We start from the raw sequence: 16,640 nt of genomic DNA on the forward strand, positions 1-16,640 counted from the left end.
AGTCGGTCTGGGTGACATGGTGGTCAAGAGGTCGGGCCGGTGGTCCGATAAAAAAATAGTTTACGAGGAGTCGAGATGCGTGTTTTCAAAAAATTGGCCTTGAGCCTGGGCCTGGCTACCGCCGCCCTGGCACCGACCTTGCCTTCGGTTGCTGCCGAAGTCACAACCTTGCGTTTTTCGCAGTGGATGCCGCCCGGTCACTTTATCGTGACCAATATGTTCGAGCCCTGGGCCCAGGAAGTGGAGAAGGTGACAGAGGGCCGCGTCAAGGTCGAGTTCATCAATGCTTTGGGCAAACCCCAGGCTCACCTGGATCTGGTCCGTAACGGCATTGCGGATCTGGGCATGTCGGTACACAGCTACACCGCCAATCGTTTCCCTTTGATTGAATTTGCCGAATTGCCTTTCACAACGGATGACGGCGGCGTCAACTCGGTTGCCTACTGGCGTACCTATGAAAAGTTCATGATGGATGCCAACGAGCACAAAGGCGTGAAACTGCTGGGCATGTGGACCAGTCCCGCAACGGTGATTTTTACTAGCAAGGAAGATGTGCAAAGCGTTGAGGATCTGGATGGCCAGAAGTTGCGCTCTCCCAGCCCGCTGTTCGATGCCATCGGCAAGGCTTTGGGTATTGTGACGGTGAATGCGCCCGCCTCAGACAGCTACGAAATGCTGTCGCGTGGTGTGATTGACGGCATGTATTTTCAGTACGACCAGTTGGATAACTGGAAGCTGGACAAGCTGATCAAAACGGCGGTTTCTGTTCCTGGCGGGTTTGGTAAATCCAGTCAGTACCTGTTCATGAACGAGCGTAAATGGAAGAGCCTGTCCGAAGCCGATCGTGCGGCTATCGAGAAGATCAGTGGCGAGTGGATTGCCAACGATTTTGGTTCCAAGTGGCAAGCGGCTGAGCAGCAAGCCATTGAGAAGCACACGGCTGCGGGTCTGAAGACGCTGCGTATCGAAGGTGAGGCGGGTGACAAGCTCAAGGAGCGTTTGGCCTTTGTGGAAGAGGACTGGATCAAGGCCGCAGACAAGAAGGGCGTAGACGGCAAAGCCGCTCTGGCCTACTTCCGCGAGCAGATCAAAGAGCTGAGTGCTGCCAAGTAATCTGCAGCAAGAGACACACTACAGTTTTGGCCCCGTGCTCCTTTGGGAGGGCGGGGTTTTTTTTGGGGCTTATGCCGTGGGGTCAGAGGATAGGAAATTGAGTTGTGGCTTCAGCTCTGGTCGTCGTTTGTCTCTGTAAAATCGCCGCTTCAGGCCCCGGGGGGCTGGCAGGGCTGACCACTTGCCGGTGCTGCGCACCGGTGCCCTGGTCAAGAGAGAGCGACGGGCGCATCCTGAACTCGCCGGGTACTTGGTCCCCCGTACATGGACGCCCCTGTTTTGCCAAGCACTCACTTCATGTTGGACAGTGGGTCGAGATTGCACCCGTACATTCGGACTTGATTGCCGCGTCAGCGGCGGTCCCTGATGGGTTTTGCTGGTTGGTGCCTCAATCGGACCAGCGCACTGCGTTGTGCCTGGGGGACATCGGGTTTAACCAACCACGGTCTGACCTATCTTGCCATCATGTCGTGCTTGCCTGAGCAATCGGGGGAAGGGTTAATAGTGGTTTTTAAAGGGGAGCTCAGTTCAGCCTGACTATGAGCCGTCAGGCGTATAGTCAGGCTGGAAGGTTCGTTGATTGGCCAGTAACGCCCAGACGATACGGGCATTTTTGTTGGCTAATGCAACCGCCGCTACGTTGGTGTGAGATCGCTGCAAGAGTCGTTGTAGCCAACCGGTGGGCTCTGCGGCTTGCCGCGCACGATAGATTACCGCTCGAGCGCCATGAATTAACAAGGTACGCAGATATTGATCTCCTCGTTTGCTGATTCCCAGGAGCACGGACTTGCCACCACTGGAGTGCTGCTTGGGCACTAAGCCTAGCCACGCGGCTAACTGTCGGCCATTGGTGAAGTTTTTGGCATCGCCGATCGTGGCAACCAAGGCACTGGCGGTGATCGGGCCAATGCCCGCAATTTTCTCAAGTCGGCAGCTCGCTTCATTGGCCTTATGCCAGGCTTTAATCTGCCGCTCCAACTCATGGACCTGTTTATCCAGTTCTTTTAAGTGATCCAGGAGCCGGAGTATGAGTAATCGAAATGAGCCTGTCAGCTCCTGATTCGCCTGCTCGAGTAGCGCAGGGACACGTGTATGCAGGTGAGAGATTCCCTGTGGGACGATCAGCCCGAACTCAGCCAGCAATCCGCGGATCTGATTGGCCTGTGCGGTCCGTGCCCGTACGAACCCTTGTCGAGCCCGGTGCAAGGCCAAGACGGACTGTTGTTCGATATTTTTGATCGGTACAAACCGCATGTTAGGCCGAGCCACTGCCTCGCAGATGGCTTCGGCATCAGCAGCATCGTTCTTGTTGGTTTTAACGTAGGGTTTAACAAACTGAGGGGCAATCAAGCGTACGGTATGTCCGAACGATTCTAATTTACGGGCCCAATGATGCGCACTGCCACATGCTTCCATGCCAATAAGGCAGACCGGTAAGGTAGCGAAGAACGTGGCCATCTGGTCGCGTTTGAGCTGTTTTCTTAATACGGTTTGGCCTTGTTCATCAACGCCGTGCAGTTGAAAAACGTGCTTTGCCAGATCGATACCCAGTGTCGTAATCTTCATGATGGACGCCTCGCTCGGTTCAAGTGGTTGGTGCTACGCCCACTTTGGCACATAGGATGCCGGTGCGGGTAGGGGCGTCCATCCCATTGGACCAAGTACAAGCGCCNGCATGCTGGCATAGGCGTAAGGGATCACCACGGGCGAGCGCAGTTTTTCGCGCAGGTCTTTCAGACGGCGCTTGGCCAGTACGTAGGCTTCGGGCTGGGCGGGATCGGCGTAGACCAGCAGGTAGGTGCGACCAGCCAGATTATCCACAATGACCAGCTCGTCCACTTGCAGCAACATGATGTCCGGTACGCCTTCTTCCTGATCAGCAGGGAAGGGTTTGCGGTTCATGCCCAGGGACGGTTCGATGTGGCGCACGGTGTCGTAGCCGAAGTAACCGGCCAGACCACCTGCAAAGCGGGGCATGCCAGGGCGCAGGGCCACTTTGAAGCGGGCCTGGAATTGTTCGATGAATTCCAGCGGATCGCCTTCGGCTGTTTCGACAACCTTGCCATCGTGCAGCACTTGGGTATGACGGCCATAGCTGCGGATCACGGTACGGGCAGGCAGGCCAATAAAGGAGTAGCGACCAAACTGTTCGCCGCCCACAACCGATTCCATCAGGCAGCTGTAACGCCCACCTTCGGGGCCGTTGTGCGCCAGTTTCAGATAAATCGACAGGGGCGTATCCAGGTCGGCGTAGGTTTCCGCAATCAGGGGAATGCGGTTAAAGCCTTCTGCTGCTAGGGCATTGAATTCTATTTCTGTCATTGGGATCTCGAGGGTCAGTGGGTACGACGAGCCGGACAGAAACAAAAAAAGCCCGGTCGTTGTGATTACCGGGCTTATTTTCCTGGAGGCGGTCCGCTGTGTACTACTTTGCAGGGACGCCAGACTTCAAGGTTATATCTACCCGATACACGAACGCCACCAGCGCCAATAAGCGCCGTAAATTGTGGATGCGTGAGTGCGAGTAGACATGAATTTTATGACGTGAATACAGGGTTGCGTTTGTTGCGCAGCCAAATGGCGGCGTCGGCAATAGAGGCAACTATACCATCGGAATCTAGGCTTTGCACATCCTTGCCTTCGTTATAGCCGTAGGGCACCAACAGTACGGGGATGTGAGCTGCGCGCGCTGCCTGGGCGTCATTCATGGAATCCCCAATGACCAAAGCCTGTTCGGGAGCCAGTTTCATTTGCTCGCAGGCGTAGATAAAAGGCATGGGGTCGGGCTTTTTGCGCGGGCAGGTATCGCCGCCCACTACCAGCTCGAAATAGGGGCTTAAACCTGTTTGTTCCAGCAAGGGGCGCGCAAATTGCTCAGGTTTGTTGGTGACGACGGCCAGGCGTAATCCTTGGCTTGTAAAGTCGTTCAATCCGTCTAGTACACCGGGATAGAGGCGGCTGTGTTGGCCATTACATAATTGGTAATGGTAATAAAATGATTCCAATGCCTGGGTATGGTTGTCAGGAGGGTTTGGCAGGTCTGCCAAGGCGCGTCGCACCAGGTTTTCTGAGCCTTTACCCACGAAAGTGGCGATACGCTCCTCTGGAAGCACAGGCAGGCCCAGGTCAAGACGCATGGCATTACATGCCGAGGCCAAATCAGGAATGGTGTCCAGGAGGGTGCCATCCAAATCAAACAGTACAGAGCAAATATTCATCTTTTTGTAGCGAGTTTGTGACAAAATATTGTCGAATTCCTGTTAAGGTCGAACAGAAACAGTTTTCGGAAAATCGAGTTTTCATTTCGTTTGATTCATCATGTTAAAGCTCCTTACTGCGCGCGGGCTTATCAATTTAGTGAGCAAACCATATTTTGGTACAAGATTGGCTTTCGATAGTCTGTTCAGAAAGGCCCTAGGAGCGGAAGAATGATGCTCGAGACATTTCATCAGATTCTCGCAGAAAAACAAGTTACGTCCGTGTTCCAGCCTATTGTCGATCTGCAGTCTGGCTTGATTCTGGGCTATGAGGGCTTGATCCGAGGGCCGAAGGACAGCAGTTTTTATTCGCCTTTGGCCTTGTTTGACGCTGCCCGGCAGTGCGGACGTTTATGGGATCTGGAAGCACTGTGCTGTCATACCTTGGTCAGTAGCTTTAATCAGCAGGGTTTGGCTGGCAAATTGTTTTTGAACTCCAGCCCGGATGTCGTGATGGGGCTGTTGCCTTCGGCCCGCATTGAACCGCGTACGGGCATGCCACAACTCGATGGTATCGATTGGAGCCGGGTGGTGGTCGAGCTGACCGAGTCCGAGCGCACCGACAGCTACGACTATTTGAATCAGGCGCTTGATTTATACCGAAAAGAAGGCTTGCAGTTTGCGATTGACGATTTGGGCGAAGGTTACGCCTCGCTGCGCTTGTGGTCCGAGTTGCGACCTGAATACGTCAAGATCGATAAATATTTTGTGCGCGATATTGATACTGATGTGCTCAAGCAGCAATTGGTGCGTTCCATTTGCGATATTGCCAGCCACGCGCACTCTATTGTAATTGCAGAGGGAATTGAAACCGGGGCAGAATTGCGCACCTTGCGGTATTTGGGTGTGGCTTGTGGTCAGGGCTATTTGCTGTGTCGGCCTCAACCTAATCCTCCCCCTCAGTTGGAGCCAGCCCAGGCTGCTTTGTTTGGTCCTTCCACTGTGCGGACACAGCGCCAAGCGCAGGGGCGGGACTCCATGAGTGTACGGCGTTTGCTGCGTGCGGCGCCGGCTGTCCCGGATCACACCCCGACCAATCGCGTGTATGAGCTCTTTCAAAGCCGTCCTGATGTGAGCGCGGTGGCTTTGTTGCGGGGCGACAGGCCGACGGGGATCTTGCGTCGTAGTCAGCTTTACGATCAGTTGGCACGTCCTTATCACCGCGAGCTGTATGGCAACAAGCCATGTTCCTTGTTTATTGAAACGCCGCCATTGATTGTGGACTGTGATACCAGTTTGCTGGAGCTGGGCACCTTGATGACGCAGGGTGAGGGCGAGGCATTGAGCGATGGGTTCATCATTACGGGGGCGGATGAGTATTTGGGCTTGGGCTCCAGTGTGGAACTGATGCGTGAAATTACGCAGATTCAGATCATGACGGCCCGCTATGCCAACCCACTGACGCAATTGCCGGGCAATGTGCCTATTGATGAGCATATTGAGGGCCTGCTGCGTAATCGTCAGAGCTTTGCCGTATGTTACGCAGACCTGGACCATTTCAAACCCTATAACGACTTGTACGGTTATCGCAAAGGAGATGAGTTACTGCGTTCTATGGCAGAGCTCTTTACTCGATATGCCGTTGCTCGCATGGATTTTGTCGGCCATGTGGGGGGAGATGACTTTATTCTGGTGTTTACCAGCCCGGACTGGGCTGTGCGCTGCCAAGGTATTTTGGACGAGCTGGAGAAAGAACTGGAGTCCTTGTATCGAATGGAGCACCGGCAAGCAGGCGGTTACTTGGCTGAAAACCGCCAGGGCGTGCTGGTGTTTCACCCGCTTGTGAGCCTGTCTTTAGGTGTTGTGACGGTTGATGAGCCCGATTTGTATTCGGGCTCTTTAATTGCAGAGCTGGCGACCTCCGCCAAGGCGCAGGCCAAACGCGTGCAGGGCAACGCCTTGTTTGTGGAGCGTCGGCGACCAGACAATACATTGCAGCAGGGCTGTTACAGTCGCGCTACGATGTTGCAGTAGATGAGGCAGCAAGGGTTTGCCGCGGCCCTGCCTGTTGGCGGGCCGGATACCGTACTTAAGCTTGTTCTGCCAAAGCGATTTGAGCACGCATGTCGCGAATGACCTGAGCATAGTCAGGCTGGCCAAAAATAGCCGAACCGGCCACAAAGGTATCGGCACCGGCAGCACGAATGGCGCCGATATTGTCCACTTTCACGCCACCATCAATTTGCAGCAGAATGGGCTGGCCGCCTTCTGCGGTCCAGGCATCAATGCGGGCGCGGGCCTGACGCAGCTTGTCCATGGCACTGGGAATGAAGGCCTGGCCACCAAAGCCGGGGTTCACGGACATCAGCAAGACCAGGTCCAGCTTGTCCATCAAGTGATCCATCCAGTTCAGCGGGGTGGCCGGGTTGAATACCAGGCCGGCCTTACAGCCGTGGTCACGGATCAGCGATAGGGTGCGATCCACGTGGCGCGAGGCTTCGGGGTGAAAACTGATGTAATCGGCACCGGCTTTGGCAAATTCGGGGATCAGTGCGTCTACGGGTTCCACCATCAGGTGTACGTCGATGGGGGCGGTGGTGTGGGGGCGCAGCGCGGCACAGACCATGGGACCGAAAGTCAGGTTCGGTACAAAGTGGTTGTCCATGATGTCGCAATGAACCCAGTCGGCGCCGGCGGCAATGACATTGCGGACTTCTTCTCCCAGGCGGGCGAAGTCAGCCGATAAAATACTGGGAGCGATACGTGTGGTGCTGGCTTGGGACATAATAGGTGCCGTAAAGATTAGACATCACGAAAATCGTGGCCGTATGTCATCATTATAGTTTCAAGCGGGGGGCTGTGCAGCGCCCCGTATTTGTACAGCCGTAACCTGGAATCCATCATGAAGCCTGACGATATTGAGGTGCAAATCACGCCCCAGTACCTGCCTGAGCAATCCGAACCCGAGAGCAATCAATACGTTTTTGCCTATACCGTACGGATTACCAACAATGGACAGCAGACGGCCCAGATTATCAGTCGTCACTGGATCATTACAGACGACAATCAGCAGGTTCAGGAAGTGCGTGGCCTGGGCGTTGTGGGCCAACAGCCGGTGCTGGCTCCAGGCGAGACCTTTGAGTACACCAGTGGCTGTCCCCTGAATACACCGTTTGGCACCATGCGTGGCAGCTATCAATGTGTGGGTGAAAATGGTGTGCCTTTTGAGGTTCTCATTCAGGAGTTCATCCTTTCCTCCCCCCGTACCTTGCACTAAGGGCCAAACCCAGCCATGAAGTTAATTTATTGCGTGCCAGCCGTACTGCTGGCATTAAGCGCCTGTTCAAGCACGCCTGTGGATCAGGGCTCTTCGTCAACGGCTCCGGGCACCGCAGACAGTGGTTCTGATATCGCCTTGCAGCCTTTGCAGGTGCCGTCCTTGTCGGCTCTGCCGGACACCCCGGCGCGAACACTGGCGGGGCGCTACCAGGCGGTGAACTGGTCCACCTTGCCGGGTTGGCAGGCAGATTCGTTGGATCACGTCTGGAAAGGCTTTATCAATAATTGCAAAGGCTTGATGCGCCCGGTCAGCGGCTCGCTGGCCATGCCTGCGCGTGCCAATCCCCGTGCCTGGCAACCCGTGTGTCAGGCAGCGGCGTCGGCAGGTCTGAATGCCGACACCACAGACACAGCCGCTGTGCGTGATTTCCTGCAGCAGCAACTACAGCCCTGGCGTTTGCTGACTGGCGATGGCAAGGTGGCTCAGAATACGGTCACGGGTTATTACGAGCCGTTGCTCAAGGCCTCGCGTACACGTAGCTCCAGCTATCAATGGCCGCTTTTCGCTGCACCGGATGATTTGTTGACGATTGATCTGGGTAGCTTGTATCCCGAGCTGGCTGGCAAGCGTATTCGCGGCAAGCAAGTGGGTAAACGCATTGTGCCTTACGACACACGCGAGCAGATTGTCTCCAGGCAGGATCGGCAGCCGCCCGTGATCGTGTATGCAGAAGATCCGGTAGAGGGCTTTTTCTTGCAGATCCAAGGCTCGGGTCGTGCGGTCTTGCCCGATGGCAGCGCCGTGCGACTGGCTTATGCCGATCATAACGGTCGTCCCTATGCGTCGGTGGGCCAATGGTTGGCCAAGCAAGGTGAGATGCCTTTGGCGCAAACCTCCATGCAAAACATCAAAGCCTGGGCCAAGCGCAACCCGCATCGCGTTCAGGAAATGATGAATGTCAATACGGCCATGGTGTTCTTCCGTGAAGAGGCTATTGTGGACCCGGAACTGGGGCCTAAAGGCGCCTATGGCATTCCCTTGATTGGTCTACGCTCCGTTGCCGTTGACCCTACTTATGTGCCGTTGGGCACACCGGTGTACCTGGCCACTTCGCAGCCTGCCACTAAGCAGCCTTTGCAGCGGCTGGTCTTTGCCCAGGACACGGGGGCGGCCATCAAGGGACCGGCACGTACCGACTTGTACTGGGGAACGGGAGATCAGGCTGGTGCGCAGGCCGGGCGCATGAAGCAGCAAGGTCAAATGTGGCTGTTGTGGCCACGTCAGGCAGGAGCACCGAGCGCACGATGAGCAAAGAACGGATTGTGGTGTGTGGCGGGGCCTTGGCCGGGATGGCCAGTGCCCTGGGTTTACGCAAGGCGGGGTTTGATGTCAGCATCTTGTCGCCCGCTTACAAGCCTATGGCGCTGGCGGCGGGACAATATCACCCCCGTGTCTATGCCGTCTCAGTTGCCAGCCAGAACTTTCTGGCGCAGTTGGGTGCCTGGAACTTGATGTCGACCCAGCGTATTTCGCCGGTGCAAGCCATGGAAGTCCATGGTGATGGCGGTGCTTGCCTGAATTTGCATGCCTGGCAGGATGCGCAGGATTATTTGGCCTGGATCGTTGAATCCGGCCAGATGGAGCAGGCACTGTATCAGGCGCTGCAAGTGTTTGGTGTGCCCTGGATTGAAGACCGCTTTGAGCGTCTGGAAGGCCATACCATCGTTACCGCCGGGCAAAAGCGTATCAGTGCCGATTTGTTTGTGGGTGCCGATGGTGCTCGGTCTGGCCTGCGCTCTGCTGCCGGTATTGAGCATCAGGGGCGTGAGTATGGGGACGCTGGTTTGGTGGCTCACTTCAACGTAGAGCGATCGCACCAGCAAGTCGCCCTGCAGTGGTTTACCGGCGATTCGATTCTGGCCCTGTTGCCTATACCGGATGTGGATGGCAAAGCGCAAGTTTCCATGGTCTGGTCCGTGCCGCAAGCACAGGCAGACAAGGTACTGGCTATGCCTTCAGATGAGCAGGCGCAGTATCTGCAAAACAGTGTGTTCTCCCTATCCAATGGCCGTTTGGGGCAGCTCAGTTTGCGCAGTCCTGTATATGGTTTCCCTTTGACTTTTGAGCGTAGCGGCCTGGTGTCGCCCGGCGTGGCCTTGGTCGGTGATGCGGCGCATCGCGTGCATCCCTTGGCCGGTCAGGGCTTGAATCTGGGCCTGGGCGATATCGAGGCCCTGATCAAGGTTTTGTCCGAGCGCGGTCCGCATTATTCGGTTGGGGATATGCGTGTGCTCAATCGCTACAAGCGCGCTCGCGCTGAGCCGATTGCGGCCATGCGGGCTGCCACGGATGGCTTGTACCGTCTGTTTGCAGCGCCGGGAGCACCGGCCTCCATGTTGCGCAATGCCGGCATGCAAGTGGTAGACCGCCTGCCTTGGGTTAAACGTCGTCTGATTGCGCATGCGGCTGGAATCAAGCCAGGCGCACTTTTGTTCTAAGGCCGCTAGAGTCTTGTTGATTAGCAAAGGAAGTACATCATGATGTTGCATCTTCGTTCTGTCTTGGCCCTGGCGCTTTGGTCGCTGTGCGGCCTGGTCCAGGCGGCCAGCCCCAGCAAAATAGACGCTCGGTTCGAGGCCACACGCCAGGCGTTTGAAGCCGTTTTCCCGGGTGTGACGGTGGATGGCATTCGCGCCACACCGTTTCCCAATCTGCTGGAAGTGGAGGTCGGCGGAACCTTGCTTTATACCGATCCACAGGCCAACTTCGTAATGCAGGGGTCTTTATTGGATAGTAAAAACCGAATTGATTTGACCGAGCAGCGCATGCAGGAGCTCAGCCGTGTTTCACTGAATGACTTACCACTGGATAAGGCCATTAAGTTGGTGAAAGGCGATGGTAGTCGCCACATGGTGATTTTTGAAGATCCCAATTGTGGTTATTGCAAACGTCTGCATACAACGTTGCAGGAGATCGACAATGTTACGGTTTATAGCCTGATGTTCCCCATTCTGGGCCCCGATAGCCGCCGGAAAGCCGAGGATATCTGGTGCGCACAGAACCCAGCTAAAACCTTGAGTGAGTGGATGGGGGATGGGGTCCGGCCCGAGAAAGCCTCGTGTGAGCATCCCTTGGATCAGATACAGGCTGCTGGGCAGAAGCTGCGCATTCGAGCCACACCAGCGATTTATTTTGCCGATGGCAGTCGTGTGGATGGTTGGTTACCCGCTGCCCAGTTGCAGTCGCGCTTGGACGCTGCTGCCCAGTAAGTATTCTGGCTGGTCTTGAGCTAGAGCAACCCGCTTTCGAGCGGGTTTTTTATGCCCGTGTGTTATGAAAACTATAATTATTTGCTCTGTGGGTATTTTAAAAAAACAGTATTGGAAAATAATCCTGATCACTTTCAGAGGGTAAGACGGGCATTGTTTTGAAGACAAAAAATTTCAAAAGCCACATTTGACCATTCTTTACTTTGTGCTCTGTACCCTAGAAGTGATAATTCCAACTATTGATAAAAAATAGTATTGTCGGCCTGCGCTTGGTTCATCGCTGCACTGACAATAATTAAATAGTAGGCGCTTATGGAACATGCACGCTGCGTGTTGATCGTTTTGGAAGAAGGCGAGGGCTTGCATTACTGGCAGGAGCAATTGCGGGTTTTCGGTACCAAGACAAGCGTTGTCAGATCCTTGGAGCAGGTAGCCGAGGCACGCCTGAGTCAGGCTGATTTGTTGCTGTTCCCCGTCGAGGCGGGCTACGTGCCGTTAATGGTGGCCAAATTGCGCAATGACTTCGGCTCTTTGGGCGTTGTGGCCGTTCAGTCCGGTTTGTCTGCCAGTGCGCGAGTACAACTGTTGCTGACGGGGGCAGATGCCTGTCTGGCTTTGGATGTGCAAGCTCCCGAGCTGATGGCCTGGTGTCATGCTGTGCGCCGCCGGAATGTTTATGCGGCTGTGGATGCCTCCCAGGCCGCGCACGAGACTCAGGATCATAGCGGGCAGCAGGAATGGGTCTTGCGAGACAAGGGCTGGACGCTGGTGGCTCCCAATGGTGTCGGCCTGGAGCTGACGCATAGCGAGCGTCAATTAATGGATGCATTTATACGGCATGCCGATGCCCGTTTCAGCCGTGAAGACCTGATGCGCGACAAGGGATTGGCTGCCAGCGACAGCCGTGCCGTGGATTCTTTGATCAGCCGTTTGCGCCGCAAGGCCAGCCAGGCGGGTGTGGCCTTGCCGATCAAGTCGGTGCATGGCTGGGGCTATACCTTTACGGGTAAATTAACCGCCCAGCAAGAGCCGCAAGATACCGAAATTATGGAGTTTTACGCCCCGCGAATCGAGCAAGAAGCGGCCCAGCCTACGCAGATGGAGCTGCTGCGTGCCTTGGAAACGCTGGATGTGCTCGATCTCCAGGCCAGCGAAGCACTGTCTTTTTCTTATCAGTTGCGTGTGTCCACGAGTACGGGTCAGTACAGTGGTGTGGATGCTCAGGTGTTCTGGACAGCGCCTACCGGCCTGCGTTTGTCCTCGGATCTGGTGCTGCGTCATATGCCGGACTTGATTCGCCGCCAGGCTTTGTGTGAATGGATGCTGCGCACCTTGATGGCCGATGTGCGTCGTTGGTGGCAGGAGTATTCGCTGCGTGCCAGCCATATTGGCCTGAAACTGCCTGTCGATATGCTGCTTCCCATCTATAAGCACATGCCTGCTATGTTGCGTCAGTTTGAATTGCAGCCTTGCTGCGTGGAGCTGGATTTGTTCAGCGACGAGGAGCTGGAAGAAACGCCGGAACTGTTCCAGGCCCTGCAGTTCCTGAAGGAGCAGGACTTTCAGGTCTGGCTGACGAGTACTGATATTGAAAACAACAGGCTCAACCGTTTGCGCGGCTGGCCGATCCGTGGCGTTAAGCTGGAGGCGGAGGTCATTCAGCGCGCATGCCGTGAGCCCACGTTCAAGGCTTTGCTGGAGACCGGATGCCATTTGCTGAGCGAGCAAGGTTTTGAGGTTGTCATTAAAGGTGTAGATAACCTGGAGCAGCGTGATCTGGCTTTGGGGCTGGAGTTGGGGCATTATCAGGGCCGTTTGACCTCGGAGCTAATGTCCGAAGACGGTTTCTTGCTGACGCTAGCCAGCAGTGAGCCTTCTTTTGCCCAAGGTCACGAAGCCTCCCGACGCTTGAGCGGGAGTGTTTTGTAAGCTGCCTTAGTATTAATTATCTCTATGTGTAACTTTGCTTAAGTATTTTAAGCCCGAGGCCGTTACCCAGCTTGTTCGATGGGGCCCCCTGGCAGGCCGACCGCTTTGACACGGTCGGCTTTTGCATACCTGGGACCTGTCTTTTCAGCGTTGCTCGGGGAATATGATGCGTTTGGGTTTGAAACAGAAATTGTGGTTACCATTGATCTTGGGCTTGACGGCTTTGGCGGCGGTTTTTGCGTTTGTGAACTATCAGCTCTATCAGGCACAGATGCAAGAGCGAAAAAGTAGTTTGCAGCATATCGTCAATATTGCCGTAAACATTACGCAGGACTACCAGCAACTGGTCAGCAAAGGCGTCCTTAGCAAGGACGAGGCGCAAAAACAGGCACTGCAACGCATCGGCAGTATCCGCTTTGGACAGGAAGGTTACGTGTCGGTGTTATCCACTGACGTCGTGTCCATTATGAACCCCACCCGACCGGATCTCGATGGTCAGGACGTCAGCGCCGTGGTCGATAGTAATGGCGTACACCCTTTTGCCGAAATGAGCCGTATTGCTCGTGATGATGGCGAAGGGTTTCTGGAGTACCACTGGCCCAAACTTACCGACAAGAGTAATGCTCCCAAACTGGCCTATGGTAAAGGGGTGGCCCAGTGGGACTGGGTGCTGACCTCGGGTGTGTATATCGACAATATCAAGGCCAGTTTTCAGAGCAACCTGCTGAGCTCCTCGGTGGTGTTTTTGTTGATTATTGTGTTGGTGTCGGCAGTTACCGTGTTTCTTGCGCGGCAGATTCTTGCTGAGCTGGGTGCTGAACCCACCGTTTTGCATGGCGCTGCCCAAGCCATTGCTGATGGTGACTTGCGGGTTGCTCATTCTCTGCGTTCGATTCCAGACAATAGCGTGATGGCGTCCCTCGAGCAGATGCGTTTGAAGTTGAATGACGTTATGCACACCTTGCAGCACAGCAGCGCAGTGATTGCAGACGATACCTCGCAACTGTCCGTGGGCAATCTGGAGCTGTCCAGTCGCACCACTCAACAGGCTGCGGCCTTGCAGGAAACAGCGTCGGCCATGGAAGAGATGACGGGCACAGTGCGCATGAGCGAAGAAAATGCCATGCGAGCCGAGGAGGTCTCCAGCCAAGTGCAGAAAACCGCTCAGCATGGTGGTCAGATGGTCAGTGAGCTGGTGGATCGCATGGATGCGATTCGTGACTCCAGCAGCAAGGTGGCAGACATTACGACGGTGATTAACTCGATTGCTTTCCAGACCAATATTCTGGCCTTGAATGCGGCTGTGGAAGCAGCACGGGCCGGTGAGCAAGGTCGAGGCTTTGCAGTGGTAGCCGGTGAAGTGCGTGCCTTGGCGCAGCGCACCACGGCCTCTGCTCAGGAGATTGCTCAATTGGTGGAGGCGTCTTCCGACAGTACTCGGGAAGGGGCGAAGTTGATGGGACAGGTGGGCGAGGTGATCGACGAGATGGTCACTGGCAGTTCGCAAGTGATGACGATTGTGCATGAGATTGCCGCTTCTACCCGTGAGCAAACGATTGGTATCGAGCAAATTAATGTGGCCGTTGGGCAGTTGGATTCAGCCACCCAACAAAACGCGGAGATGGTGAATCAGGTGGCACACACCTCCAGCGAGTTGCAGGACCAGGTGCAAGAGCTGGATCGTTTGATTCAGGCTTTCCGCCTGGAGTGATAAATGGCGATATCTCGCATTAGCCAAGGGGGCGCTGATTATTTTTGATCGTATACTGCTTCTTGGTACTGGGATTGTCCTGCGGCAAACCGGCGTTTAGGAGGATGTATGTTGCGCGCACCTGTTGTTGCTGTATTGATGGTGGGAATGTTTGGGTCGGCTTGGGCGGCTACGCTGCCCTCAGCGCAGGGTGAGGTTCAGGCGCACGAACATCATGAACGCATACTGAGTTTGCAGCACAATGATCTGGTGCAAGGCAGTTGGCAGCACAGTGGTGATGTGGCGCTGGAATTGTTCGGCCCGGATGGCCAGGCGATTCGTCACTGGGCGGATGAGCCGGGACGGGATGGTTCTTTTGGTTTTATTGCCAGTACAGCAGGCGAGTATCGTTTGCGTGTGCTGGGGCAGGGTGAGTATCAGTGGCAGGTGAAATCCGTCACAGCGCCGCAAACGCCCGTTCAGGCCGAGCCTTTGCAAGGTGATGTGATCCGCCAGTGGAGCATGCGTTTGCGGGCGGGTGAGTCGTCTCGCGGTTTCTGGGACTATGTGCAACGTGTAGGTTCACCTTTGGTGGAACGCTACAGCAATACGCATGATCGCGTCACGTTTGTCTGGCGCGGTGCCCGAAACGAGGTTCGTCTGCATGGTGGGCCCTTCTCGTATAGCGATCGTATGCATCGCTTGGGTGAGTCTGATATCTGGTATATCACCTACGATTTGCCGCGTGATGCCCGCTTTGCCTATCGCATGGCACCGGATGTGCCTTATGTAGGCCAGAATCTGGCACGTGAAGTGTTGCGTGCGGCCTTGCAGCGGGACCCGCTTAATTCCAGGGCGCTGCCGGAGAACAGCAAGGATCTGTTCGATGGCGAGTCGGTCTTGCGTTTGACGCAGGCACCGGCCCAGGTGGTGAGTCTGGAGTCGCAACAGTTGGGACAGGGGCAATGGCGTACGGAACGCCTGCCCAGCGAGGCTTTGGGTGTGGAGCGGCAGGTGCAGATTTATCAGCCTGCTGGCACTCGAGCCCAGGACATTGATCACACCTTGATTTTGTTTGATGGCCGTGACTATCGGGATTTGGCGCGCGCGCCCGCCATGCTGGATTCCTTGATTGCGCAGGGGCGCGTGGAGCCTATGTGGTTAGTCCTGGTGGACAACCCGGGCATGGCGGAGCGGGCACGGGAGTTGCCGCCGAATGAGGCTTATATCCAGTTTCTGGACACGGAGCTGATGCCTTGGTTGCAGGCCCAAGGGGTGCAGTCGGCAGCGGACAAGACGGCGATTGGCGGTTCCAGCTATGGGGGTTTGGCGGCCATGCATGCGGCTTGGCGTTTGCCGCAGTGGTTTGGCAATGTTTTGAGTATGTCCGGCTCGTTTTGGTGGGCTCCCGCTGGCCAGGCGCGTGGGCAGTGGCTGACGCGGCAGATGGCGGATTCGCCTGCTGTGCCGGTGAAGATTTATATGAGCGCCGGGGTGTTTGAGTCCTCAGGCTCCAGCCGGGATGTCAGCCTGGTGCAGGCTAATCGCCATTTGGATGATGTGCTGCGGGCCCGGGGGTATGACGTGCGTTACGTGGAAAGTGCGACGGCGCATGATTTCGTGGCGTGGAGGGATGCGTTGGCGCTGGGGCTGGAGCATTTGTTTGGGGTTGAACATGAAGAGGCTCCGGCTGAGCGGAAGAGGTAGCTGCAGTTGGGCTTATAGGCGGTGAGGTACGGGCTACAGACGGGCTCAGGAGTCTGGACCGGGGGGCTGTTCGAGTCGGGGCAGGCTCCGGCTGGGCTGAGCACTTGCTGGTGCTGCGCACCGGTGCCCTGGTCAAGAGAGAGCGACGGGCGCATCCTGAACTCGCCGGGTACTTGGTCCCCCGTACATGGACGCCCCTGTTTTGCCAAGCACTCACTTCATGTTGGACAGTGGGTCGAGATTGCACCCGTACATTCGGACTTGATTGCCGCGTCAGCGGCGGTCCCTGATGGGTTTTGCTGGTTGGTGCCTCAATCGGACCAGCGCACTGCGTTGTGCCTGGGGGACATCGGGTTTAACCAACCACGGTCTGACCTATCTTGCCATCATGTCGTGCTTGCCTGAGCAATCGGGGGAAGGGTTAATAGTGGTTTTTAAAGGGGAGCTCAGTTCAG

Annotated in this window: 12 protein-coding genes and 1 pseudogene; 9 read left to right on the top strand and 4 right to left on the bottom strand. The window is 55.8% G+C overall.

Going from position 1 to position 16,640, the window contains the following annotated elements; genetic code table 11:
• The first annotated feature begins 75 nt into the window (after nucleotides 1-75).
• Nucleotides 76-1,113: a TRAP transporter substrate-binding protein gene (locus ACDI13_RS10585; RefSeq protein WP_316989271.1), complete on the top strand. Its 1,038-nt coding sequence runs from the start codon at nucleotides 76-78 to the stop codon at nucleotides 1,111-1,113.
• 537 nt (nucleotides 1,114-1,650) lie between these two features.
• Here the strand turns inward: ACDI13_RS10585 and ACDI13_RS10590 are convergent.
• The 3 genes and pseudogenes from ACDI13_RS10590 to ACDI13_RS10600 all read right to left on the bottom strand — a co-directional run bounded on the left by ACDI13_RS10590 (nucleotide 1,651) and on the right by ACDI13_RS10600 (nucleotide 4,331).
• Entirely contained in the window at nucleotides 1,651-2,679 is a 1,029-nt protein-coding gene (locus ACDI13_RS10590; protein ID WP_372372445.1) for an IS110 family transposase, read from the bottom strand.
• 108 nt (nucleotides 2,680-2,787) lie between these two features.
• Nucleotides 2,788-3,435, bottom strand: a pseudogene (locus tag ACDI13_RS10595) (anthranilate synthase component I); the annotation flags it as partial.
• Between the two features lie 215 nt (nucleotides 3,436-3,650).
• On the bottom strand, nucleotides 3,651-4,331 hold the full coding sequence (locus ACDI13_RS10600; RefSeq protein WP_316989307.1) for a phosphoglycolate phosphatase: 681 nt from the start codon (nucleotides 4,329-4,331) through the stop codon (nucleotides 3,651-3,653).
• A gap of 210 nt (nucleotides 4,332-4,541) precedes the next feature.
• Between ACDI13_RS10600 and ACDI13_RS10605 the strand changes: the two genes are divergently transcribed.
• A complete protein-coding gene (locus ACDI13_RS10605) occupies nucleotides 4,542-6,344 on the top strand; it encodes a GGDEF domain-containing protein (RefSeq protein WP_316989306.1) in 1,803 nt (600 codons plus the stop codon).
• 55 nt (nucleotides 6,345-6,399) lie between these two features.
• Here the strand turns inward: ACDI13_RS10605 and rpe are convergent, their stop codons facing one another.
• Complete coding sequence (gene rpe, locus ACDI13_RS10610) at nucleotides 6,400-7,095, bottom strand: ribulose-phosphate 3-epimerase (RefSeq protein WP_094195354.1); 696 nt, start codon at nucleotides 7,093-7,095, stop codon at nucleotides 6,400-6,402.
• 117 nt (nucleotides 7,096-7,212) lie between these two features.
• Between rpe and apaG the strand changes: the two genes are divergently transcribed.
• From apaG to ACDI13_RS10645, 7 genes are all read left to right on the top strand, one after another.
• Nucleotides 7,213-7,587, top strand: coding sequence for a Co2+/Mg2+ efflux protein ApaG (gene apaG / locus ACDI13_RS10615; protein ID WP_094195355.1), 375 nt, complete (start codon nucleotides 7,213-7,215; stop codon nucleotides 7,585-7,587).
• 15 nt (nucleotides 7,588-7,602) lie between these two features.
• Complete coding sequence (locus ACDI13_RS10620) at nucleotides 7,603-8,898, top strand: murein transglycosylase A (RefSeq protein WP_316989305.1); 1,296 nt, start codon at nucleotides 7,603-7,605, stop codon at nucleotides 8,896-8,898.
• Complete coding sequence (locus ACDI13_RS10625; protein ID WP_316989304.1) at nucleotides 8,895-10,088, top strand: FAD-dependent monooxygenase; 1,194 nt, start codon at nucleotides 8,895-8,897, stop codon at nucleotides 10,086-10,088. Before ACDI13_RS10620 ends, ACDI13_RS10625 begins: the two co-directional genes overlap by 4 nt.
• 39 nt (nucleotides 10,089-10,127) lie before the next feature.
• On the top strand, nucleotides 10,128-10,859 hold the full coding sequence (locus tag ACDI13_RS10630) for a DsbC family protein (RefSeq protein ID WP_316989303.1): 732 nt from the start codon (nucleotides 10,128-10,130) through the stop codon (nucleotides 10,857-10,859).
• A gap of 312 nt (nucleotides 10,860-11,171) precedes the next feature.
• The gene (locus ACDI13_RS10635) at nucleotides 11,172-12,788 is read left to right on the top strand and encodes an EAL domain-containing protein (protein ID WP_316989302.1); all 1,617 of its coding nucleotides are present in this window, start codon (nucleotides 11,172-11,174) and stop codon (nucleotides 12,786-12,788) included.
• A 163-nt stretch (nucleotides 12,789-12,951) separates the two neighbouring features.
• Nucleotides 12,952-14,499 (top strand): methyl-accepting chemotaxis protein, encoded by a 1,548-nt coding sequence (locus tag ACDI13_RS10640; RefSeq protein ID WP_372372447.1) that lies wholly within the window; start codon nucleotides 12,952-12,954, stop codon nucleotides 14,497-14,499.
• A gap of 108 nt (nucleotides 14,500-14,607) precedes the next feature.
• Entirely contained in the window at nucleotides 14,608-16,185 is a 1,578-nt protein-coding gene (locus ACDI13_RS10645; protein ID WP_316989300.1) for an alpha/beta hydrolase-fold protein, read from the top strand.
• The last annotated feature ends 455 nt before the right edge of the window (nucleotides 16,186-16,640 follow it).

Origin of the sequence: Alcaligenes faecalis, assembly GCF_041521385.1 — a bacterium.
In the GTDB taxonomy this organism is placed as follows: domain Bacteria; phylum Pseudomonadota; class Gammaproteobacteria; order Burkholderiales; family Burkholderiaceae_B; genus Alcaligenes; species Alcaligenes faecalis_E.